This window comes from Virgisporangium aurantiacum, assembly GCF_016863635.1.
In the GTDB taxonomy this organism is placed as follows: domain Bacteria; phylum Actinomycetota; class Actinomycetes; order Mycobacteriales; family Micromonosporaceae; genus Virgisporangium; species Virgisporangium aurantiacum.
Map to the genome: position 1 here is coordinate 1 of NZ_BOPG01000028.1, position 20509 is coordinate 20509.

Here is a 20509-nt window from a genome sequence, read left to right on the forward strand (position 1 = left end):
GGAATACACCGGCTCGGAATACACCGGCTCGGAATACACCGGCTCGGAATACACCGGCTCGGAATACACCGGCTCGGAATACACCGGTTCGGGCCGGGAGGTCGACAACGCCGGCTGACCGGAGTCACCGTCGGACTTCGCCTTCCACACGTTCTTGCCGAGCCGGCCGACGAGGAACCCGACCGCGACAGCACCGGCGACGAACGCCAGCGGACGCCGCCGCGCGAAGTCGGTCACCTCCGACACCAGACCTTCCGGTCCGCGGTCGGCGAGGTAGTCGGCTACCCGATGGCCGCGCCGGCCGAGGTCGCTCACCATGGCCTTGCCCGGCGAGTCACCGTCCCCGCCCATGTCGGCGAACTCGTCGGCGAGGCCGCGAAGCCGGTCGACGGCCTGGTTGTGCTGGCTGCGGACCCGGTCGGTGGCCTGATCGCGGGCCTGCGACGCGAGCCTGCGGACCTGGCTTCCGGCCTCGTTCACGACGGATCCGGCCTCGCGCTTCGCGGTGCCGGCTACGGTGCGCGCCCCGTCCGTGACGGTCTCCTTCGCCGTTCCGGCGGCGACCGCGACCTTCGAACCCGTATCGGTCGCCTCGTGCGTGCCACTGTCGTAGGTGGGCGCGCGGGCGTACGTGTCCTGATCATGCATGGGGTATTCGCTCCCTGTTGTCGCACCCTCGCGGAGGCGAGGGGTTCGACAGCGGTAGCTACCCGGCCGCCGATGGGCTAAGCGGATCGTGGACGCCAATCTCAGGTCGCGTCGCGTCCGACGGTCCACGGAGTACCTCCGATCCACCAGCGCGTCACATCCTGGCAGTCCGATCGGAACCTCTCACGGGAACTGTGTCGCCGTCATGCCGAGGCACTGACACGGCTGGCGTCTCTCATTCTTGGTGACGACGACGCGGCGGACGAGGTGGTCAGCGACACCATCGCCGCCGTGTGCCGGTTCGGCGGTCGGCCCGAGCGTCGCGACGTCACAAGGGTGCATCTCGCGAGGTCTGCGTATCACCGTTGTCTGGGACTGCTGGCCACGTACGAACGGTTCGCGTTCGACTCCGGTCGCGGGGCTCCGCTCCCTCGCGGTCTGCGGATGTCGACGATGACCGACAGCCAGCGGGCGGTGGTGGCTCTCGTCCTGTTCGGCGATCACGACCTGACGCAGGCGGGTCACCGGTCCGGTAAGGGGTCGACGGGAAGGTGCTTGGTGACGCGGAGGCGAACATGTCCGGGGGCGGCCGGAAGGAACGCCACGGTGTCGGCGAGTGTCGCCATGAGCGGCAAGCCGCGGCCACCGATGCGCAGCGGATCGTCGGGTTGGCGGGTGATCTTCACGCCGACGGTGTCGCCCCGATTGCCGATCTCCAGGACGCACTGACGGTCTTCGACGATGACGCTGATGTCGACCTCGCTGTCGGGCGCGGAGTGCACGACGGCGTTGGTGCACGCCTCGGTCATTATCACGGCGAGTTCTTCGCAGCACTCGGCGGTGGTTCCGGCCACCGACAACAGGATGCCGATCACGGCACGTGAGCAGGTGACGGTGGACGTGTGGCGTGGCAACGACAGGGTCATACTCAGGTTCACCGTCCCTCCTCACCAGGGTCGACGTCCACGAGACGGAGAAACGGCCGCGACTGACCCGCGACCGCTTCCTCCGACCACGTCCTGTCGGCGATCGGGACTATGACTTGAAGATGTCCTTGATCTTTTCGCCGGCCTTCTTGATGCTCGCGCCGGCCTGGTCCTTCTTGCCTTCGGTTTCAAGCTGTTCGTCGTCGGTCGCCTTGCCGACGCCCTCTTTCACCTTGCCGGTGGTGTCCTGCGTGGCGTTCTCGACCTTGTCGTCCAAGCCCATGGCGGAACCTCCATGTCGTTGAGCCTGGACGCCTCCTACCCGTATGCGGTGTCCACAACCTCTTTTGTGGGATCCGGCATTCACCGCGGCCGGCTCAGCCGGCGGTGATCAGGCCGACGATCGTGTCGAACGCCTCGGACAGGTCCGTCGGGCGTACGACAGCCTCCGGCAGGGCGACAGCGGTCCATCCCGGACCGGCGGCGACCAGCGCCCGGCAGGGCCGATCGATCAGCAACGGCAGCAGGTGCGCCGGGTCGGCGGTGGCGGATGTCTGCGACCACACGACGGCGACGACGGGACGGACCCGGCGAACGGCGCTGTGCAACGCTCCCGGCGGCATCCCCGCTCCGAGGGAACAACTGGACAGGCCGAACTCCGCGACAGCGGCGGCGAGCGCCTGCAGGGCGAGTGTGTGCTGTTCGTCGTCGGCGCAGGCGAGGAGGACCCGGACCGGCACACCCGGTTCCGGCCGCGGGACGGCGGCGAACGCCTCGGACACGGCACGGCTCAGCATCCGTTCGACCGCGATCTGCTGCCCGGTGTCGGGCGGAAGCTGCTCCAGCGCCCGCAGCACGGGACTGGCCACCCGGTCCCAGGTCGCGATCACGCCCATGCCCCGGATCGACCCGGTCAGGGCACCCACCATGGCGGCCGAATCGAGCGTCGTCGCGGCGCGCGCGAGAATACGGGCGGCCGGTGCGGCCGACGCGTCGAGCCGCAGCTCGTCGACCTCGGCGACCCACGTCGACGCATCAGGAGCGGACATGGAGGGACCCCCGGCACGAGTGACGATCGACCGATGTCGCCGGGGGCTGGGGCAACAGCGGCCATCGTACCGTCGATCTACCGGTCTGTCCGCTGCTGGCATGCGAGGAACGCGTCGACGGCCGCCGCGAGTTCGGGGCCGGCGGTGGTGACCGCGTTGTGGGCGGCGCCCTCGATGACGAGGGTGCGGGCACCCGGAACGAGTGCGGCCGCCCGGTCGAGCCAGGATCCGGGCGCGATCCGATCGTGCGCGCCGCGGATCAGCAACGTCGGTACCCGGAGGCGGGGCAGTTTGGTGTCGATGCGGTCGCTGACCGCGTATCGGAGCGTGGCGACGATGCGTCGGATTCCGGCGTCGCGGATGTCGGCGTGGAGGATCGGTGCCTGGCGCCAGTCCTCGGCGGGCAGGATGCGGACCAGCCGTCGCAACTGGCCGGCGATGCTCGCGGCGCGCGGGTGGCCAGGGTCTCCGCGTGCCCGGCGACGTCGAGGACGGTGGCGGGCTTGTCCGACAGGCCGAACCCGAGCAGGTCCGGTACGTGAACACCACGCCGGTGGAGGCATCGGGCGGTCGGCATGAGGTAGCGGTGCGACACCGCGAGACCGTGCAGGAGGACGCACGGCATCGCGCCGGGTGCGGTGACCGGCCGTTCGCGGATGTGTAGCCGGTCGGCCCGGATCCGGTGCCAGCGACTGACAAACCGTCGGCGTCGGCGGGCGCCGCGAGAGCGGAACACCGTTCGGAACCGCTGAGCCGTCCGGGCCGGGACGGAGGTGGGGTCAGCCCGCTCACCACGGGCCGTCGGGAAGCGCGATCGCGGGATTGCCGGTGTCGTCGGTTCGGCCGGGTTGCCGATCTATCGCCTGCCAATGGCCCGGTCGCCTACGGGTGCCGCTGCCGACGGGCTGGCGGCTGACCCTCACGTACTCGTCCTGGCCGGTTATCGCGAGGATCACGAGAACAATCCGGGATGGGCGGTGGAGCACCAGGTCCGCCTCCGGATGAGCGCGATGAAGCTCAGCGAGGAAGTTGGCGAGGGTCGACGACGCGAAGGTGACGGCCGTCAGGTCGATCACGATGGAGCGCGTCGGCCGGCCGTTCAGCCGCTCGGCGGCCTTCGTCAACGCCGGCACCGCCGCCGAGTCGATGTCGCCGACCAGTCGGATCCAGGCCGAGGGGGAGTCCGGTCGCGCCACTGTGCTGACGATCGCCCGGGGTCGAGACAGGAAGGCCACGACGTCACCTCTGAAGACGTTTCAGGTGCGGCTGCCGTGGTCTGGGGCGAACGTCCAAATCGGACTGCCCCCGTCATCCTACGCGCCCCCGCCGGTGAAAACCGGCTTCGGGGGGTTGCTCTTCCGGTCAGGCCAGATCGGGCAGGCTCCCCGGGTCGGTGACGACCAGACGGGCGACATCGCCGAGCCGGCGGTTGGTGCGGCGGGCGTAGCCGCGGATCAGGTCGAAGGCCACGTCGACTGTGATGTTATGCGCCTGTGCGATGGCGCCCTTGGCCTGTTCGATGATGATCCGGCTGTTCAGAGCACCCTGAAGCTGCTCGGTCAGGACCTCGCCGCGGCTGATCGCCCGTTCCTGCAGGAGGCCGATCGCGGCGACGTCGGCCAGTGCCTGCACGATCTGCGTGTCGGTCTCGTCGAGCCCGCCGACGTCGTGGCCGAAGATGTTCATCGCGCCGATCACCTCGTCACGCAGCCGGAGCGGGAAGGCGTGCACGGACCGGAACCCGGCGGCGGTGGCATGGGGGGCGAACCTGGGCCAGCGGCCGCCGGCAGACCGCAGGTCGATGTTGACCACGGGCCGGGCGGTGTTGAACGCGTCGAGGCACGGGCCGTCGTGGCTCTGCACCTGGAACAGTTCCAGCAGTTTGGTGTTCTCGTCCGACGCCGCCATGAACTGCAGCCGGCCGTGCTGATCGGCCAGCAGCAGACCGACGGCGGAGGCGTCGACGAGTCCGGCGGCTCGGTTGGCCAGCATCTGCATGAACTCGATCACGTCGAACTCGGCAACGAGAGTATCGGCCACCTCGACAAAGACCTGTGCGAGACGCTCAGCGGATACGGTCATGACTGCCTCCCGGCGTTGCCGTGCCTACTCATGTGGGATCCCGGTCGAAGTGCAGCCGGCGGGCGACGATGTCTACGGCCACGTCGCTGAGGCGACGGTCCTGCGCGTAGGCGTATGCCCTGATGCGCGTCAACGCCTCGGCCAGACCGACCCCGAGCTGGACCATGACCATGCCCTGCGCCTGGAACAGGTCGATCCGGTTGTCGAGCGCGTCGTCCAGGCCGTCCGCGTCATCGGTGGCACGTTCCTGACCGTCCAGCAGGGTCGTCACGGCCCGGTCGGCGAAGGTGAACGCCTCACCCAGTTCGGTCCGCGACAGCGACCCGGAGCGGACGCGGAAAACGTCGAGTGCGCCGAGGCGGACGGCGCCGATCTGCAAAGGAAACGCGAAGACGGCCCGGACCCCGGCGTCGTGGATCGCGGGCGCGTAGATCGGCCACCGGCACATCGCGTCGGCCGCCAGGTCCGGCACCAGCACCGGCCGGCAGGAGGCGAACGCGTCGACACACGGGCCTTCGCCGTAGGTGAACTGCAACTCCTCGATCCGCTCCGTGGCCGGATCCGACGCCGTCGCCATGCCGTAGGTCCCGTCGGTCGCCATCACACTCAACCCGACCCCGGACGCCGACAGAACCCGTGCCGCGGTGCCGCAGATGGCCCGGAGCTGCCCCGTCACGTCCTCGACGGCCGGTCGCCCGGCCGGAAGCGGGTCATCCACGGGAGTGTCCAAACCTCGGTCAGCGGAATCGCGGGTACCAGAAGATTCCGCCACCGGGGGCCGGGGTGGCGTGCGTGAGGATACCCGGACGGTGCCGATCCGAACCAGGCCCCGTCGCACGTCCGCGCCGGAGGCGACCTTCGTTTAGCCGGTCCGCGAACGGGAAGAGGCGACGGTGACCATCGATCGTGGTACCGGCGACGATACGGCGCCCCTGATCCGTCCACCGCGACTGCGAACGGACGAGGAGCGCTCCGCTTCGCGTCTCGAACTGTTCTTCGACCTCGCCTACGTCCTGGTGGTGGCGGAACTGGCGCTCGCCTTCACCAAGGACCTCACCCTGCACGGCGGGCTGGTCTTCGCCGGGTTGGTGACCATCATCTGGTGGTCATGGGTGACCACGACCCTGTACGCCAACCGGTTCGACACCAACGACGTCATCTACCGGCTCGCCAACCTCGGTGGCACCGCCGCGGTCATGGTCATGGCCGCCAGTGCCCAGGAGGCCACCGGCGCCACGTCGACCACGTTCACGCTGGGCTACCTCACCACCCGCGTCCTTCTGGTCCTGCTGTACGCCCGGGCGTACAGCCACGTCCCGGAGGCCCGCGCCACGATCGGCATCTACATGGTCGGTGCCGGCGCCGCCGCCACCCTGTGGGCCGCCTCCCTCACCGTGCACGGCAACGCCCGCTACCTGCTGTGGGCGGCGGGAATCATCGTCGAGGCCACCGCTCCGATCCTGGCCACCCGGTACGGCGGAGGGGTTCCACTGCACCTCGACCACCTGCCGGAGCGGTTCGGGCTGTTCGTGATCCTCGTCATCGGAGAGTCGATCGCCTCCATCGTCCTCGGCGTCCACGACACCCACTGGACGACCCCGTCGGTGCTCGTCGCGGCCGTCGGCTTCGTCACCGTCGCCGCGCTGTGGTGGATCTACTTCGACCTGGGCGGCGCGGCCGGCAAGAAACAGTTGGTCGACGACGGGGACGACCAGGAGAGCGGAATCGCCGACGCCTACGTGTACGGCCACCTTCCGCTGGTCGGAGGCCTCGCCGCCGTCGCGGTCGGCGTCGAACAGTTCATCGTGCACCCCGGATCGGACCTGGCCCCCGCCGGGCGGTGGGCCCTGCACGGCGGCGCCGCCGTGTTCCTCACCGGTATCGCGATCGTCATGGCCGGCACGTCGGGCCGGTGGCGGGCGGCATGGCCGTGGCCCACTGTCGCGATCCCCGTCGTGGCACTGCCCGGTCTGATCAGCGCCCTGCCGGCCATCGCCGCGCTCGGAGCGGTCGCCGCCGTTCTGACCGCCACCGTCGTCGCGGGAATTCTGCAACAACGCCGTGGGGCGTTGCAGACCGCCGAGACCTGATGGGTGCGCCCTGCCGAACCACCCCGCGGATGCGGGTACGATGCGGGTGCCACCCGACAGGGTGGATGGTGCCCTGGACCTCGGCGACCATATCTGGTCCGTTGCCGCCAGGGGTGCACCGTGTATCAGGTCCGTTCCGGCCCGCTCGCAGTCACCATCGACGCACCGCCCGGCGCCGGGTCGGCGCGGGTGAGCCTGGTGGGCGACGTCGTCATGGGTGTCGAGCCCGCGTTGGCCGACGCGGTCGCCCGGCTGTCCCGGTCGCGGCCCGACGTCGTGGTTCTCGATCTCACCGCGGTCACGTTCGTGTGCTCGACGTTCGCCAATTTCGTTGCCGACGTGCGCACCGCGGTCCCCGATGCGTCGTTGGTGCTCCATCATCCGAGCCGGCTGGCTCGCCTCGTGCTCGAGATCACCGGCCTGGACCCGATCCCGACCGGGGGCGACGATGCCGGCCCCGCCCACGTCCGGATTCCGCGACCGTCGTGACCACGACGATCAGGCCGGGTGGTCGCCGGTGCCGCCGGTTGTGGGGGCGGCCGCCTGCTGGTGGCCGCCGGGCCGGACCGCGGCCGTGCTGTCGTGGATGCTGTCGCGCGCGGCGCCGGCAACGGCCTCGGACGTGATACCGAACTCGCGGTAGAGCCGCAGGTGGTCCGCGGAGGCCCCGAAGTGTTCCAGGCTGACGATCCGACCCGCGTCGCCGACCACGTCGCGCCAGGACTGCCCGATGCCGGCTTCGACGCTGACCCTGGCGCGGACCTCCGGGGGGAGAACCTCGTCGCGGTAGGCCGACGGCTGCGCGGCGAACCATTCCCGGCAGGGCATCGACACCACCCGGACGGCCATGCCGTCGGCGGTGAGCAGGTCGCGGGCGTCGAGCGCGATCTGGACCTCGGAACCGGTAGCGATCAGGATGACGTCCGGAGTTCGGTCGGTGTCGGCTTCGGCGACGATGTAGCCGCCGCGTGCCGCACCGTCGGCCGACGCGTACGCGTCGGGGCCGCGGTCGAGGATCGGTAGGTTCTGCCGGGTCAGCACGAGGCCGGCCGGGCGGTCGGTGTGTTCCAGGATCGTGCGCCAGCACACGGTGGTCTCGTTGGCGTCGCCGGGGCGGACCACGTCGAGGCCGGGGATCGCGCGCAGGGCGGCGAGGTGTTCCACCGGCTGGTGGGTGGGTCCGTCCTCGCCCAGGCCGATCGAGTCGTGGGTCCAGACGTAGGTGGCCGGCAGCTGCATGAGGGCGGCGAGCCGGACGGCGGGGCGCATGTAGTCGCTGAACACGAGGAACGTTCCGCCGTACGGGCGGGTCAGGCTCTGCAGCGCGATGCCGTTGAGGATCGCGCCCATGGCGTGCTCGCGGATGCCGAAGTGCAGGGTGCGTCCGTACGGGCCGCCCGTCCACTGCCGGGTCTGCCGGTCGGCCGGGACGAACGAGGGTTCGCCGGTCATGGTGGTGTTGTTGCTCTCGGCGAGGTCGGCCGAGCCGCCCCACAGTTCCGGCAGCACCGGTGCCAGCGCGGTCAGGATCTCTCCGGACGCCTTGCGGGTGGCCATGCCCTTCGGGTCGGCGGGGAAGACGGGCAGCGCGTCGGTCCAGCCGTCGGGGAGCCGGCGGGCCTGGAGCCGGTCGAGCAGGGCGGCGCGATCGGGGTTCGCGGTGCGCCAGGCGTCGTAGCCGGGTTGCCAATGCTCGTGGACGTCGCGGCCGCGATCCCGGGTCCGGCGGGTCCGTTCCAGCACGGCGTCCTCGACGGTGAAGCTGTGCCGCGGGTCGAAGCCGAGCAGCCGTTTGGTGGCGGCGATCTCGTCGTCGCCGAGTGCCGATCCGTGTGCCTTGCCGGTGTTCCGGGCCGTGGGGGCCGGCCAGCCGATGACGGTGCGCAGCACGATGATCGACGGTCGGGTCGTCTCCGCCTTCGCCGCGTCGGTGGCGGCCAGGAGCGCGTCGACGTCCTCGACGTAGGCACCGGACGCGGTCCAGTCGACGGTCTGCATGTGCCAGCCGTAGGCGGCGTACCGGGCGGCGACATCCTCGCTGAAGGAGATGTCGGTGTCGTCCTCGATGGAGATGTGGTTGGAGTCGTAGAACAGCACCAGGTTGCCGAGTTCCTGGTGACCGGCCAGGGAACTGGCCTCGGCGGTGACGCCTTCCATCAGGTCCCCGTCGGAGGCCAGCACGTACACGTGGTGGTCGAACGGGCTCTCGCCGGGTGCGGCGTCCGGGTCCAGCAGTCCCCGCTCGCGCCGGGCGGCCAGCGCCATTCCGACGGCGCTGGCCAGCCCCTGCCCGAGCGGCCCGGTGGTGATCTCCACCCCGCGGGTGTGCCGGAACTCCGGATGCCCCGGCGTGGCCGATCCCCAGGTGCGCAACGCCTTCAGGTCGTCGAGTTCCAGCCCGTAGCCGGCGAGGTACAGCTGGATGTACAAGGTGAGGCTGGAGTGACCGCAGGAGAGCACGAACCGGTCGCGGCCGAGCCACTGGTCGTCGTTCGGGTCGTGCCGCATCACCCGGTGGAACAACAGGTATGCCAGCGGTGCGAGGCTCATCGCGGTGCCCGGATGGCCGTTGCCGACCTTCTGCACGGCGTCGGCGGCGAGCAGCCGCACGGTGTCCACCGCCCGCACGTCGACGGAGTCCCAGCCGGCGCGTTCGGCGACCGGCCACCCCAGCGAGGAGTCGCGGCCGATCACGGTCTGTTCGCTCATTGCGCTGTGACTCCTACCTTGTGATCTGTGTGGTCCGGTCCGACCGGTCCGGTCGGGGCGTCGTCGGGCGGTGGCTCCTGCGGGTCGGCCCGTTCGGTCGCCAGCTCCTCGGCGCGCTCGGCGGTCCGGTCGTCGGGGTCGGTCGGCTCGGTGCCCGGCGGGGTGTGGTCGGGGGTGGGTTCGCCGGTCGGATGCGCGGCGAGGTAACGGATCGCGGTGTTCACGACGGCGAGCAGCGGGACGGCGACGAGGCCGCCGACGATGCCGGCGGTGACGACACCGGTGGCGATGGCGAGGATGACCGCCAGGGGATGCAGGGCGACCGCGCGGCCCATGATGAGCGGCTGCAGGACGTGGCCTTCCAACTGCTGCACGGCGATGACGACGGCCAGGAGAATCAGCGCCTTCACCGGTCCCACGGTGACCAGCGCCACCAGAACGGCGACGGCACCGGACACGGTGGCGCCGACGACCGGAATGAACGCGCCGAGGAAGACGAGGGCGGCCAACGGAAGCGCCAGCGGGACGCCGAGCACCGCAAGCCCGATGCCGATGCCGACCGCGTCGACGAACGCCACGAGAACGGTGGCACGGACATAGGACACGAGGGTGTGCCACGAGTAGTGCCCGGCCCGGGCGACCGGTACCTGCGCGGGGCCGGGCAGGAGCCGGCACAGGAACCGCCAGATCTGATCGCCGTCGCGGAGGAAGAAGAACAGGGTGAACAGGACGACGAAGAACCCGGCCAGTACCTCGCCGAGGGTGGCGGCGGTGCTCACCGCGCCGGAGGTCAACGCGCCCTGGTTGTCGGTGACCGACCTCTGCAACCGTTCGAGGCCGTCATCGAGTTGTTGCTGGGACAGGTGCAGCGGGCCCTGTGCGAGCCACGTCTGCACCTCGCCGACGCCGTCGCTCACCTGGGTGGACAGGTCGTCGAACTGGGAGACGAACGTCTGCACGATCAGTCCGAGACCGCCACCGACCACCAGCAGCCCACCGATGAGAACCGTCCCGGCGGCCAGGGACCGGTTGACCCCGCGCCGACGCAGCCATGCGGCGGCCGGTTCGAACAACGCGGCCAGCAGCAGCGCCACCACCACCGGAATGACCACGACGCGCAACACGCCGAGCAGCCGGAGCAGCAGGTAGCCGGCGGCGATGAACAGGATGATCCGCCACGCCCAGGCGCCACCGATCCGGATACCGCGCGGGAGACCGTCGTCCACAGTGGACGGTTGCTCGACGGCGATCACCGGAGGCGGGGTGAACGGCGGCGGCGAACCGCCCCGGCGGGCCAGTGCGACCCGCGCCTGCGTCATCCAGCTCATGGCGAACTCAGCGACCGACGAACCGGGCGACCCTCCTGTACGGGGACGCGTTTGGCGGCGATCCGGGCCGCGGTGGGCCACCGCACGTCGTGCACCCAGCCGGCCTTCTCGAAGAGCCGGATGAGACGGGCACCGGGGTCGAGCTGGCCGCGGAGAACCCCGTGCCGGGCGATGGTCGGATCGGCGTGGTGCGAGTTGTGCCAGCTTTCGCCGAAGGACAGGATGGCCAGTGGCCAGAAGTTCGTCGCCCTGTCCTTGCTGGCGAACGGCCGTTCGCCGACGACATGGCAGATCGAGTTCACCGACCAGGTCACGTGATGCAGCAACGCCATGCGCACCAGGCCGGCCCAGAAGAACGCGGTCAGCGCGCCGGTCCAGGAGCCGGTGACCAGCCCGCCGATGGCCGCCGGCACCAGCAGCGAGGCGACGATCAGGGGAACGAAGAGCCGGTCGACGACGCGGATGTCGCGGTCGGCGAGCAGGTCCGGCGCGAAGCGGGACTTGTTGGTGATCTCGCGGTTGAGCAGCCATCCGCAGTGCGCGTACAGGAGGCCCTTGGCCAGGGCGAGCACGCCGGTGCCGTAGCGCCAGGGTGAGTGCGGGTCGCCTTCGCGGTCGGTGAACGCGTGATGGCGACGGTGATCGGCCACCCACTTCGTCGGTGCGCCTTCCACCGCCAGGCATCCCGCGACGGCCAGCGCGATCCGCAGCGGGCGGCGGGCCTTGAACGAGCCGTGGGTGAGATGGCGGTGGAATCCCACGGTCACACCCGCGATGGCGATCAGGTATCCGGCACCGGCCATCACGATGTCCAATGTGGACACTCCCCAGCCCCATGCCAGGGGTATCGCGGCGAGGAGCGCCACGAACGGAGCGACCACGAAGATCCACAGAACGACCAGCTGTGCGGGCGACTGGGTCGCCTCGACCAACGGGTTCGGGCCGGTCGGTGCGGGTGCCGCCCGTTCGCTGACGGGCGTCGACATCACTGCATGCACGAAAGGGGACTCCTTGACAACGAGGTCGCGGAGTCCGGGCGACCGGGTGGTCGTCCGACTTTCGCATCCGTCGGACAGCCGACGAATACCCCGCTCCCGGCCGGGCAAACGGAGTCAGTCGGCGAACAGCAGGGCGATGACCAGTTGCGGGAAGAGTATGACCAGCACCAGAACGATCCACTCGACCCTGCCGGCGCGCCGATGCGCGCCGGCCTTCACCCGGTTCCAGCGTGCGGCGGTGCCGCGGCGCGGTGCCGCAAGCCCGGCAGCGGGGGCCAACGCGGTCACGGTTGTCGTCTCCCGTTCCGGTCGGCGCCGCCGTCGTTGTCCCACCTGGGGTGCTCGTCGGAGTTCTCCACCGCGGCCGGTGCGGTGAGGATGGCCTGCGCTCTGTCGCGGTTCGCCGGGTCGGCCGCCCGCGCCATCGCCGTCTCGGCGGTGCCGGCCGCGGTCGACGGCGGAACCACGAGCAGGTCGATCTGGTCGCCGTCGTAGGTGGTGGCGATCAGCGTGGCCGGGTCGACGCTGGCGTACCACCCCGCCCGAACCACACCGCCGCCGACCGCGAGCCGACGGAAGCGGCTGTCCCAGGTGACGCTGTTGAGCATGAGTTGGCGGATCGTCCCGTAGCGGGTCGACAGGGCCAGGACGAGTTCGGGGAGTTCGGCGTGGGGATCCCAGGACCGGGGCCACCAGCCGCCGTCCAGGACGGCCCGCCCGGCCCGCACGGGGGCGAGGACGAGCCGCGGTCCGGACGTCGCGGTCGTCGCGGGTTGCGTCGCGGTGGGTTGCGTCACGGTGGACATGGCTGCTACCTGCCCGCCGGATCGTCCGGTAGCGACATGGGTGCGGTCAGCGGACCGGCCGCGACCGGACGCCGCCGGCCGAGGATCCGTAGCTGGACGATGCGGGCCGTTCCGGGAAGTGCCACCAGCAGCACGCCGAAGACGGCGGCGAGGAGCAACGCCACACCCAGGGGGAGGTTTCCGTCGGCGCCGAGGAACGACACGTGGACCCGCTGACCGTTCTGCAGCACGAAGATCAGGAGCAGCAGGAGGACGAAGGCGAAGACCACGGCTGCGACCCAGAGGCCACCCGCCCGCGAACGCGGCACCGTCGGCCGGTCCGGCTCGACGAGGTGGTCGTGTCTGGTGTGCCCGTTGGTCGGCGGCGAGGATCGTGGATGTTTCTGTGCTGCGGTCATCGTGACCGCCGCCTTCCGGGTAGCGGAGCGTTCGCCGGCGACGAACCGTGGCCACCGGGGGCTCGGGCGACATCACCACCGTACGCCGGTTTACCACCGGCAGCGACGTCGCTGCCGGGGTGTCTCGCTTGCGCGCAGGGGGAATCGGTGCTGCACTGTGTTTAGCACTCGCCACGTGTGAGTGCCAACCGAATGGGATGGAGCCCCCGGAGGGGGGACCGTAGCAGCGGTCATCGCAGGTCGGCCCGACCACAGTGCTGCACCTGGGCACGACGATCGTCAGGATCGCGCAGATGGCCAAGTTGATCGTTTTCGGGGAAGAGGCCCGTCGTGGCCTCGAGCGGGGCCTGAACGCCCTTGCCGACACGGTGAAAGTGACCCTCGGCCCGAAGGGCCGCAACGTCGTTCTGGGCACCGGGTGGGGCACGCCCACGATCACCAACGACGGGGTGAGCATCGCAAGCGAGATCACGCTCGACGACCCGTACGAGCGGCTCGGCGCCGAACTCGTGAAGGAAGTCGCGAAGAAGACCGACGAGGTCGCCGGCGACGGCACGACGACAGCGACCGTGCTGGCGCAGGCGCTGGTCCACGAAGGGCTGCGCAACGTCGCCGCCGGCGCGAACCCGATCGAGCTCAAGCGCGGCATCGAAATGGCCGTCGCCGCGGTCGTCGAGGAGCTGGGTCACCAGGCCCGCGAGGTCGAGACCAGGGAGCAGATCGCGGCCACGGCATCCATCTCCGCCGCCGATCCGGCCGTCGGCGAGCTGATCGCCGAGGCGATGGACAAGGTCGGCAAGGACGGCGTCATCACCGTCGAGGAGAGCAGTACCTTCGGCCTCGAACTCGAGTTCACCGAGGGCATGCGCTTCGACAAGGGCTTCATCTCGCCCTACTTCGTCACCGACGCCGAACGCATGGAGACCGTCCTCGACGACCCGTACCTGCTCCTCGTCGGCAACCGGATCTCCAATCCGGAGGACCTGCTGTCGATCCTGGACAAGGTCATGCGGGTCGGTGGCTCGCTGGTGATCATCGCCGACGACGTCGAAGGCCAGGCGCTGGCGACCCTGGTCGTCAACAAGGTCCGTGGCACCTTCACGTCGGTGGCGATCAAGGCACCCGGCTTCGGCGACCGGCGGGTCGCGATGCTCGCCGACCTCGCCGTGCTCACCGGCGGCCAGGTCGTCAGCGAGACGCTCGGCACCACCGTGGACGGTGTGGAGCTGGAAGCGCTGGGCCGGGCCCGCCGGGTCGTCGTCACCCGTGACCAGACCACCGTCGTCGACGGCCGCGGCGACGCCGGCGAGATCGCCGGCCGGCTGGCGCAGATCCGCGCGGAGATCGACAACTCCGACTCCGACTACGACCGCGAGAAGCTGCGGGAGCGGCTGGCCGCGATGGCCGGCGGCATCGCCCTCATCTCGGTCGGTGCGGCCACCGAGGTCGAGCTCAAGGAGCGCAAGCACCGGATCGAGGACGCCGTCCGCAACGCCCGGGCAGCCGTCGAGGAGGGCCTGCTGCCGGGTGGCGGGGTGGCCCTGGCCAACGCCGCCGACACCGCGTTCGACAAGCTCGACCTGACCGGCGACGAGGCCACCGGTGCGGCCATCGTGCGCAGGGCGCTCACCGCTCCGCTGCGACAGATCGCGGTGAACGCGGGCCTCGAAGGCGGGGTCGTCGTCGAGGAGGTCAAGTCGCGTCCGGCGGGTCACGGCCTCGACGCCGCCACCGGGACGTACGGCGACATGATCGCGGCGGGCATCGTCGAACCGGCCAAGGTGACGCGGTCCGCATTGCAGAACGCCGCGTCGGTCGCCGCGCTGTTCCTCACCACCGAGGTACTCGTCGCGGACAAGAACTGAAGAGGGGCAGCATGACCACAGCAACGTGCGTCAAGAAAGCCGTGGTCGTGGCGACGCTGCGATCACGGGACCTGCACGGCCGGGCAGACTGGGTGGACAAGGAGTTCGCCCAGCTCATCGACACGACGAACAACGCCGGCCTGCTGCAGACCCTCGGCATCGACCTCGACACCCTGGCGGACGATGCCTGGGCCGGCCCGGCCGCGACGGATCCGGAGATCGACTGAACGACCGTGCGCCTCAGCGAGGCGTGATCATCGCGACGCCGTCAGGATCGGTGAAGATGGTCCGGGCAACCTCGCTGAGCCGGCGGTTGTTGCGGCGCGCGTAGTCACGCAGCAGGGTGAACGCCTCGTCGACGCTGACGTCGTTGGCCTGCGCGATGGCGCCCTTGGCCTGCTCGATCGCGATGCGGCTGTTGAGGGCGCCCTGCAGCTGTTCGGACAGGACCTCGCCGCGGCGGATGGTGCGTTCCTGCAGCAGCGCGATCGTGGCCACGTCGGCCAGTGCCTGCACCACCGGAACGTCGGTGGTGTCCAGGGCGCTGCTGCTGTCGGTGCCGAACACGTTCAACGCCCCGATGACCTCGTTGCGCAGCCGCAGCGGGAACGCGTGGACCGACCGGAACCCCGCCGCGGTGGCACGGGGGGCGAACTGCGGCCATCGGGCGGTCGCGGTGCTCAGGTCGGCGTTGACCACCGGCGCGGCGGTGCGGAACGCGTCGAGGCACGGACCCTCGCTGCTCTGCACCTGGAAAAGCTCCAACAGCCTCGTGTTCTCGTCGGAGGCGGCCATGAACTCCAGCCGGCCGCGCTGGTCGGCCAGCAGCAGGCCCGCGGCGGTGGCACCGACCAGGTCGACGGTGCGCACCGTGAGGGTGTGAAGGAAGTCGATGAGGTCGAACTCATCGACGAGAGTGTCGGACACCTCGACGAAGGTCTTCGCGAGCCGATCAGCGGATACAGTGGTCATGGCTGCCTCCCGGCCTTTCTCGCCGTCATCATGTCACTTCCGGTGGTGGTGGCGCGCCGGGCTCGTCGCGGTCGAGCCGCAGGCGGCGGCCGACGATGTCGCGGGCGACGTCGCGCAGCGGCCGGTTCTCGGCGAACGCGTGGGCGCGTATGCGGGCCAGGGCCTCGGCCAACGGGACGCGGAGTTGGACGGTGACCATGCCCTGGGCCTGGAACAGCTCGGCCCGGCCCTCGACGGCCTCCGCCACCCCGGCCGCGGCGGCGCCGGGTCGCGCGACGGCCTGACCGTCGAGCAGCACGGACACCGCGACGTCGGCGAACGTGAGCGCCTGACCCAACTCGTCCGCGGTCAACGGCCCGTGCCGGATCCGGAAGACATCGAGCACACCGAGGCGGGCGGCGCCGACCTGCAGGGGAAACGCGAAGACCGCGCGGACGCCGAGTTCGTGCATGCCGGGGGTGTAGGCCGGCCACCGGTGCACGACGCTGTCCATGATGTCGGGAACCAGCACGGGGCGGCGGGCCTCGAACGCGTCGATGCACGGCCCTTCCCCGAACACGAACTGCAACTCCTCCAAGCGTTCGGCGGCCGCGTCCGAGGCCGCCGTCACACCGCGGACACCGTCTTCGGCCATCACGCTCAGGCCCGCCCCGGAAGCGGACAGCGCCCCGACGGCCGCCCGGCACAGCCGACGCAACTCGGCCACCACACCGTCGCCGGCCTCGGCGCCGGCCTCGTCGCCGGGCTCCGCGCCGGACGGCTGCGCCGCCATCAGCGCCCGAACCCGGGCAACCGGATCGTCATGGTGATCACTGGCGTGCACGGCTGCACCTCCCACATGGGTGCCGCCTGGTCCAGGGCACGCATCGGGCCGCTTCAGGACCCGTCCGCTCACCGTACCCCTGCCGGCACGTCACCCTGGCGGCATGTCGCGGCCGACTCGCGCCACGCGGCTCCGACCGGGACGCCGTGTGACCCGTTCGTGGCCGCCGTCACGGCCGCCGACACCGATGCCCGCGTCGGGGTGCGCGGCGGAACCCTGGCGTACACCGACGTGGGCCGCGGTGAGCCCCTGCTTCTCGTGCACGGGACTATTCGCTCGGCGCGCACGCTGCCGCCCTGCGCGATCTACTCGTCCTCATCGGCAGCGGCGGCCTCGGCCGGGAACTCACGCCGGTGCTGCGCGCCGCGACCGTGCCCGGTGCCCGGACCGTCGTCGGTGCCCTGGCCGGTTGCCGGAGGGCCTCACCCGTCGGATCCTGCCGTTGGTCGCCGTGGTGCCGGGTCGCAGACCGTCAGCGCGACGCGGCAGCTGGGACTGCTGGGGACGCTGCCCGTGCTGATCGGCTGCTACCCGCCGTTCACCGGTTCCTGAACGCCAGCACACCGTTCCGGTACTCCGAGACCCGGTGGCGGAACCTCCTGACGACACCCACCCGGGCGCTGTCACCCGGTGTCGGCGGGAACGTGCAGGACGAGGATGGCGGTGTCGTCGCTGACGCGGCGTCCGCTGTAGTCCAGGACCGTGTTCTCGATGGTGGCGGCGATGTCGTCCGCATTGGTGGCGGGGGTGTCGGCGAGCAGGTCGCGTAGCCGTTGGCTGCCGAACAGTTCGCGGTCGTCGGCCTGGCGGGCTTCGGTGACGCCGTCGGTGGTGAGGACGAGGTAGTCGCCGGGACGGAGGAAGCCGCGCTCGTCGACGAGGCCGGCGTCGGGCAGGCAGCCGAGGATGAGCCCCGGCCGGCCGAGCGTCTCCACGCTGCCGTCGGCGCGGCGGACGAGGGCGGGGTCGTGGCCGCCGCAGCAGACCCGCACGGCGAGACCGTCGGAACGGGGCCGCACCGTGACGTAGACGGCGGTGAGGAACTGGGCGTCGTCGGTGAACCACTCCAGCAGAGCGGTGTTGAGCGCGCCGAGATTGGCACTGGGAACGGCCGAACGGGCGGCGGCGGCGCGCAGGGTGTACCGGGCCAGGGCGGTGGTCTTGGCCGCCTGTGGGCCCTTCCCCGCAACGTCGCCGACGACCACGCCCCAACTCTCCCGCGGGGAGTGGAAGACGTCGTAGAAGTCGCCGAGCACGTCGGCGCCGCGGCCGCCGCGCAGGTAGCGGGCGGCGATCTGGGCGCCGGGGATGGTGGGCAGGTGCGGCGGCAGCAGGCTCTCCTGCAGGGTCCGGGACAGCAGGGCCGCCTCCTCGGCGGCCTCCAGCGCCTGCAGCGTGGCCACATGCGCGTCGGAGGAGGCCTGTTCGGCACGGGCGGTGGCGGCCCTGGCCTCGTCGGCGGCGATCCGCAGCGCGATCTCCCCGGCCGCGGCGTGCGACAGCGTGTCGAGGATCTCGATGTCGTGCGGGGTCCAGCTCCTCGGCACGGTGTCGACGGCGCAGAAGGTGCCCAGGACCAGGCCTTCCGGGGAACGGATCGGGAATCCGGCCCACGCGGCCACGCCCATCGACCCGATCGTCGGGTTCGTGGCGGTTCGCGGGTCGGCGCGGGCGTCGGTGACGATCAGCTCCGCGTCGGCGCCGATGACGTACTGGCAGAACGACTCCTCGACCGTGTTCTGCCGCCCGGCCGGGCCGTCGGGGTCGATCCCGACGTAGCTCTTCCAGAACGAGCGCCTGTCGTCGACGACGGTGACGAACACGAACGGCGCTCCGAGGAGGCTGGCGGCGAGCCGGGTGAGCCGGTCGAAGGGCTCCTCCGGGCCGGTGTCGAGCAGCCCGGTGCGGCGCACCGCGTCCAACCGGGCCGGATCGGAAATCCGATCCGGATCCCACCGGTGCGCCGGCGGTGCAGGTTGCCGCGCCGCGCGGACCGCCGGGAGCGTGACCTTCGGATCGCCCATCATGCACGCACCGTTCCTGGTGCTGTCAGACGGCGGTCCAGCAACGTCCATACCCCGTTCGGTCGGGCCCGGGCCGCGACCGACGGTTCGGGGCGGCGTCGTTCACCAGGCCATTGTGACCGCATCGGCCGGTCGGGGCCAGCGACGGGGACGATAGGAGTAGTGTTGCCCGTGCCGCTCCGACATTCTGGCGTATTCCGCTTCAGCGTGAGGCCGGCACCGATGGGCCCGGATGATGCCGGCGCGCTTGTTGAGCCGCCTGGCACGGCCCTCAATCAGTGAGACTCAATTCAGTGAGGACTGTATGACGACGTCGATCAATCACGATCTTGTGAGCCCTTTTCTTTCCCCGCGGAGCGCGGAAGTGGCCGTGGAGGAGCCGGCCATCCCCTTCGACGACAGTGCGGAAGGCATGCGACGACTGCGCGATCCGTTCGCCGTGGTCCAGAACTCGTCCGGCAGCGCCTCGACGTGCGACGCGGCCCATTCGAAGTAGCCCGCGACGAACAGCAGCTGGATCGCGGACGGGTTGCCGCCGTCGGCCATCTGACGGATCGCCGCGGCCTGACTCCGGGCGCGTTCGACGATCACCGTGCCGAACTCCTGCCGATCCGCGTCGTATCCGTAGGCGTCGAGCAGGAGATGAAGGCGACGGGACCGGCCGTCGAAGTCGTGGAATCCCAGCCGCTCGACCTCGGCGGGTGGGCAGAACGGAACCCACCACAGCGCCGAGAGCGCCAGGTCGAACTCCGGCGACGACGGGCCGGCGGTGTCCCAGTCGCAGAAGCCGACCAGCCGGTCACCGTCCATCACCGCGTTGTACGGCGCCGCATCCTGGTGGCCGACGATCAGCCCCGGTCGCGTCACACCGCCGATGAACCACTGCTCGTCCGGCGGCGCCGGGAAGCCGGCCGTCGCATCATGAAGCCGACGCAGCCACCGACCAACCTGAACCAGTGTCGACTCCGTGAACACCCAATCGGGCCACGGCAGCCGGTTGCCCACCGTGTCGCCGGGCAGGTAGCTGAGCATTTCGCGGCCCTGGTCGTCGAAGCCGAGCGCCCGCGGAGCGCCGTCGAACCCGGCGCCCTCCAGATGCCGCAGCAGGGCGTGCACCGTCGACGTCCAGGCGGACGCCGGCTTGTGTACGACATCGCCGATCAGGACGGCGCCGGTGGTGTAGCCGCCCGAAAGCGTCACCTCGCTCATCCGTCGTGTGTACCCGGCCCCGGCCGGAACCGACACCGAGTTTCCGGCGTTGGCGTCAGTCGGGTCCCGCGGTGACGGTGCGGCCGTTGAGGTGGTCGAACCCGTCCTTGATCAAGGTGCGGAGCACGCCTGTGTCGATGTCGGAGAGCCGCTTGATGTACAGGCACGACTTGCCGGTGGTGTGCGGACCCAGCCGGGCCATCAGCTCCGCGTGCCGGTCGTAGTCATCGGAGATGTAGAGCGTCAACGCCTGCTTGCGGGGGGACAGGGCCACGGCCGGCCAGTCGGCCTCCTGGCCCGAGGCGTACCGGTAGCGGTACTCGCCGAAGCCGACGATGCTCGTGCCCCACATCGCCGGCTCCAGACCGGTCACCTCTCGCATCAACTCGCAGACCTCTTCGGCATCCGCTCCGCGCTGCGGGTCGGACACCGTGCCGAGAAACTCGGCCACGCTCGCGTCGGTGCGGGTCGTCTTCGGCTTGGTCGCCATGGCGGTCAGATTACCGGGCGGCGGGGATCGGCGGCCGTTCCGCGAGGTTCGATCTCGCGATCGCGCGCGACCGGATCTCGCGCCCGTGTCGT

General features: G+C 70.6%; 23 protein-coding genes and 1 pseudogene. 5 read left to right on the forward strand and 19 right to left on the reverse strand.

What is annotated here, in order from left to right:
• The 5 genes and pseudogenes from Vau01_RS22600 to Vau01_RS22620 all read right to left on the reverse strand — a co-directional run.
• A pseudogene (locus Vau01_RS22600) lies at positions 1 to 648 on the reverse strand (hypothetical protein); the annotation flags it as partial.
• Between the two features lie 521 nt (positions 649 to 1169).
• Entirely contained in the window at positions 1170 to 1586 is a 417-nt protein-coding gene (locus Vau01_RS22605; RefSeq protein WP_203996077.1) for an ATP-binding protein, read from the reverse strand.
• 97 nt (positions 1587 to 1683) lie between these two features.
• Entirely contained in the window at positions 1684 to 1857 is a 174-nt protein-coding gene (locus Vau01_RS22610) for a CsbD family protein (RefSeq protein ID WP_203996078.1), read from the reverse strand.
• Between the two features lie 94 nt (positions 1858 to 1951).
• Entirely contained in the window at positions 1952 to 2623 is a 672-nt protein-coding gene (locus tag Vau01_RS22615; protein ID WP_203996079.1) for a hypothetical protein, read from the reverse strand.
• A 77-nt stretch (positions 2624 to 2700) separates the two neighbouring features.
• Entirely contained in the window at positions 2701 to 3051 is a 351-nt protein-coding gene (locus Vau01_RS22620; protein WP_203996080.1) for an alpha/beta fold hydrolase, read from the reverse strand.
• Positions 3052 to 3095: 44 nt separating this feature from the next.
• Between Vau01_RS22620 and Vau01_RS22625 the strand changes: the two genes are divergently transcribed.
• Positions 3096 to 3287 (forward strand): hypothetical protein, encoded by a 192-nt coding sequence (locus Vau01_RS22625; RefSeq protein WP_203996081.1) that lies wholly within the window; start codon positions 3096 to 3098, stop codon positions 3285 to 3287.
• A 124-nt stretch (positions 3288 to 3411) separates the two neighbouring features.
• Here the strand turns inward: Vau01_RS22625 and Vau01_RS22630 are convergent, their stop codons facing one another.
• From Vau01_RS22630 to Vau01_RS22640, 3 genes are all read right to left on the reverse strand, one after another.
• Complete coding sequence (locus tag Vau01_RS22630) at positions 3412 to 3858, reverse strand: STAS domain-containing protein (RefSeq protein ID WP_203996082.1); 447 nt, start codon at positions 3856 to 3858, stop codon at positions 3412 to 3414.
• Between the two features lie 127 nt (positions 3859 to 3985).
• A complete protein-coding gene (locus Vau01_RS22635) occupies positions 3986 to 4705 on the reverse strand; it encodes a GAF and ANTAR domain-containing protein (RefSeq protein ID WP_203996084.1) in 720 nt (239 codons plus the stop codon).
• Between the two features lie 28 nt (positions 4706 to 4733).
• Complete coding sequence (locus Vau01_RS22640; protein ID WP_239151782.1) at positions 4734 to 5423, reverse strand: GAF and ANTAR domain-containing protein; 690 nt, start codon at positions 5421 to 5423, stop codon at positions 4734 to 4736.
• 175 nt (positions 5424 to 5598) lie between these two features.
• Here Vau01_RS22640 and Vau01_RS22645 point away from each other — a divergent pair, with 175 nt between their 5' ends.
• Both Vau01_RS22645 and Vau01_RS22650 read left to right on the forward strand, forming a co-directional pair.
• Positions 5599 to 6795 (forward strand): low temperature requirement protein A, encoded by a 1197-nt coding sequence (locus Vau01_RS22645; protein ID WP_203996086.1) that lies wholly within the window; start codon positions 5599 to 5601, stop codon positions 6793 to 6795.
• A 120-nt stretch (positions 6796 to 6915) separates the two neighbouring features.
• A complete protein-coding gene (locus Vau01_RS22650; protein ID WP_203996088.1) occupies positions 6916 to 7284 on the forward strand; it encodes an STAS domain-containing protein in 369 nt (122 codons plus the stop codon).
• A 9-nt stretch (positions 7285 to 7293) separates the two neighbouring features.
• On the opposite strand, the gene tkt is transcribed toward Vau01_RS22650, so the two are convergent.
• From tkt to Vau01_RS22680, 6 genes are all read right to left on the reverse strand, one after another.
• Positions 7294 to 9504: a transketolase gene (tkt, locus tag Vau01_RS22655; protein ID WP_203996089.1), complete on the reverse strand. Its 2211-nt coding sequence runs from the start codon at positions 9502 to 9504 to the stop codon at positions 7294 to 7296.
• Positions 9501 to 10832: an AI-2E family transporter gene (locus Vau01_RS22660; RefSeq protein WP_239151783.1), complete on the reverse strand. Its 1332-nt coding sequence runs from the start codon at positions 10830 to 10832 to the stop codon at positions 9501 to 9503. The genes tkt and Vau01_RS22660 overlap by 4 nt, the downstream gene beginning before the upstream one ends.
• Complete coding sequence (locus Vau01_RS22665) at positions 10829 to 11818, reverse strand: acyl-CoA desaturase (RefSeq protein ID WP_203996202.1); 990 nt, start codon at positions 11816 to 11818, stop codon at positions 10829 to 10831. Before Vau01_RS22665 ends, Vau01_RS22660 begins: the two co-directional genes overlap by 4 nt.
• A 126-nt stretch (positions 11819 to 11944) precedes the next feature.
• A complete protein-coding gene (locus tag Vau01_RS22670; protein ID WP_203996090.1) occupies positions 11945 to 12118 on the reverse strand; it encodes a hypothetical protein in 174 nt (57 codons plus the stop codon).
• Positions 12115 to 12636, reverse strand: coding sequence for a DUF5994 family protein (locus tag Vau01_RS22675; RefSeq protein WP_203996091.1), 522 nt, complete (start codon positions 12634 to 12636; stop codon positions 12115 to 12117). Before Vau01_RS22675 ends, Vau01_RS22670 begins: the two co-directional genes overlap by 4 nt.
• Before the next feature lie 5 nt (positions 12637 to 12641).
• A complete protein-coding gene (locus Vau01_RS22680; RefSeq protein ID WP_203996095.1) occupies positions 12642 to 13034 on the reverse strand; it encodes a LapA family protein in 393 nt (130 codons plus the stop codon).
• A gap of 293 nt (positions 13035 to 13327) precedes the next feature.
• Here Vau01_RS22680 and groL point away from each other — a divergent pair, with 293 nt between their 5' ends.
• Together groL and Vau01_RS22690 are read left to right on the forward strand one after the other, a co-directional pair.
• Positions 13328 to 14899: a chaperonin GroEL gene (gene groL, locus Vau01_RS22685; protein WP_203996096.1), complete on the forward strand. Its 1572-nt coding sequence runs from the start codon at positions 13328 to 13330 to the stop codon at positions 14897 to 14899.
• An 11-nt stretch (positions 14900 to 14910) separates the two neighbouring features.
• Positions 14911 to 15126 (forward strand): hypothetical protein, encoded by a 216-nt coding sequence (locus tag Vau01_RS22690; RefSeq protein ID WP_203996097.1) that lies wholly within the window; start codon positions 14911 to 14913, stop codon positions 15124 to 15126.
• Positions 15127 to 15139: 13 nt separating this feature from the next.
• Here the strand turns inward: Vau01_RS22690 and Vau01_RS22695 are convergent, their stop codons facing one another.
• From Vau01_RS22695 to Vau01_RS22715, 5 genes are all read right to left on the reverse strand, one after another.
• Entirely contained in the window at positions 15140 to 15871 is a 732-nt protein-coding gene (locus Vau01_RS22695) for a GAF and ANTAR domain-containing protein (RefSeq protein WP_203996098.1), read from the reverse strand.
• A 28-nt stretch (positions 15872 to 15899) separates the two neighbouring features.
• Entirely contained in the window at positions 15900 to 16694 is a 795-nt protein-coding gene (locus Vau01_RS22700; RefSeq protein WP_239151785.1) for a GAF and ANTAR domain-containing protein, read from the reverse strand.
• A 623-nt stretch (positions 16695 to 17317) separates the two neighbouring features.
• Positions 17318 to 18721 carry a PP2C family protein-serine/threonine phosphatase gene (locus Vau01_RS22705; RefSeq protein ID WP_203996101.1) on the reverse strand — a complete coding sequence of 468 codons (1404 nt, stop codon included), beginning with the start codon at positions 18719 to 18721 and terminating at the stop codon, positions 17318 to 17320.
• Between the two features lie 318 nt (positions 18722 to 19039).
• Entirely contained in the window at positions 19040 to 19927 is an 888-nt protein-coding gene (locus Vau01_RS22710) for a phosphotransferase (protein ID WP_203996105.1), read from the reverse strand.
• A gap of 55 nt (positions 19928 to 19982) precedes the next feature.
• On the reverse strand, positions 19983 to 20417 hold the full coding sequence (locus Vau01_RS22715; protein WP_203996107.1) for a DUF1801 domain-containing protein: 435 nt from the start codon (positions 20415 to 20417) through the stop codon (positions 19983 to 19985).
• Positions 20418 to 20509: the final 92 nt, after the last annotated feature.

What these genes read in the sequence shown, in the direction of transcription:
- Vau01_RS22610 (WP_203996078.1), bottom strand. Translation starts at nt 1,857, where the DNA reads ATGGGCTTGGACGACAAGGTCGAGAACGCCACGCAGGACACCACCGGC.
- Vau01_RS22615 (WP_203996079.1), bottom strand. Translation starts at nt 2,623, where the DNA reads ATGTCCGCTCCTGATGCGTCGACGTGGGTCGCCGAGGTCGACGAGCTG.
- Vau01_RS22635 (WP_203996084.1), bottom strand. Translation starts at nt 4,705, where the DNA reads ATGACCGTATCCGCTGAGCGTCTCGCACAGGTCTTTGTCGAGGTGGCC.
- tkt (WP_203996089.1), bottom strand. Translation starts at nt 9,504, where the DNA reads ATGAGCGAACAGACCGTGATCGGCCGCGACTCCTCGCTGGGGTGGCCG.
- Vau01_RS22660 (WP_239151783.1), bottom strand. Translation starts at nt 10,832, where the DNA reads ATGAGCTGGATGACGCAGGCGCGGGTCGCACTGGCCCGCCGGGGCGGT.
- Vau01_RS22665 (WP_203996202.1), bottom strand. Translation starts at nt 11,818, where the DNA reads ATGTCGACGCCCGTCAGCGAACGGGCGGCACCCGCACCGACCGGCCCG.
- Vau01_RS22675 (WP_203996091.1), bottom strand. Translation starts at nt 12,636, where the DNA reads ATGTCCACCGTGACGCAACCCACCGCGACGCAACCCGCGACGACCGCG.
- Vau01_RS22680 (WP_203996095.1), bottom strand. Translation starts at nt 13,034, where the DNA reads ATGACCGCAGCACAGAAACATCCACGATCCTCGCCGCCGACCAACGGG.
- groL (WP_203996096.1), top strand. Translation starts at nt 13,328, where the DNA reads ATGGCCAAGTTGATCGTTTTCGGGGAAGAGGCCCGTCGTGGCCTCGAG.
- Vau01_RS22690 (WP_203996097.1), top strand. Translation starts at nt 14,911, where the DNA reads ATGACCACAGCAACGTGCGTCAAGAAAGCCGTGGTCGTGGCGACGCTG.
- Vau01_RS22695 (WP_203996098.1), bottom strand. Translation starts at nt 15,871, where the DNA reads ATGACCACTGTATCCGCTGATCGGCTCGCGAAGACCTTCGTCGAGGTG.
- Vau01_RS22705 (WP_203996101.1), bottom strand. Translation starts at nt 18,721, where the DNA reads ATGATGGGCGATCCGAAGGTCACGCTCCCGGCGGTCCGCGCGGCGCGG.
- Vau01_RS22710 (WP_203996105.1), bottom strand. Translation starts at nt 19,927, where the DNA reads ATGAGCGAGGTGACGCTTTCGGGCGGCTACACCACCGGCGCCGTCCTG.
- Vau01_RS22715 (WP_203996107.1), bottom strand. Translation starts at nt 20,417, where the DNA reads ATGGCGACCAAGCCGAAGACGACCCGCACCGACGCGAGCGTGGCCGAG.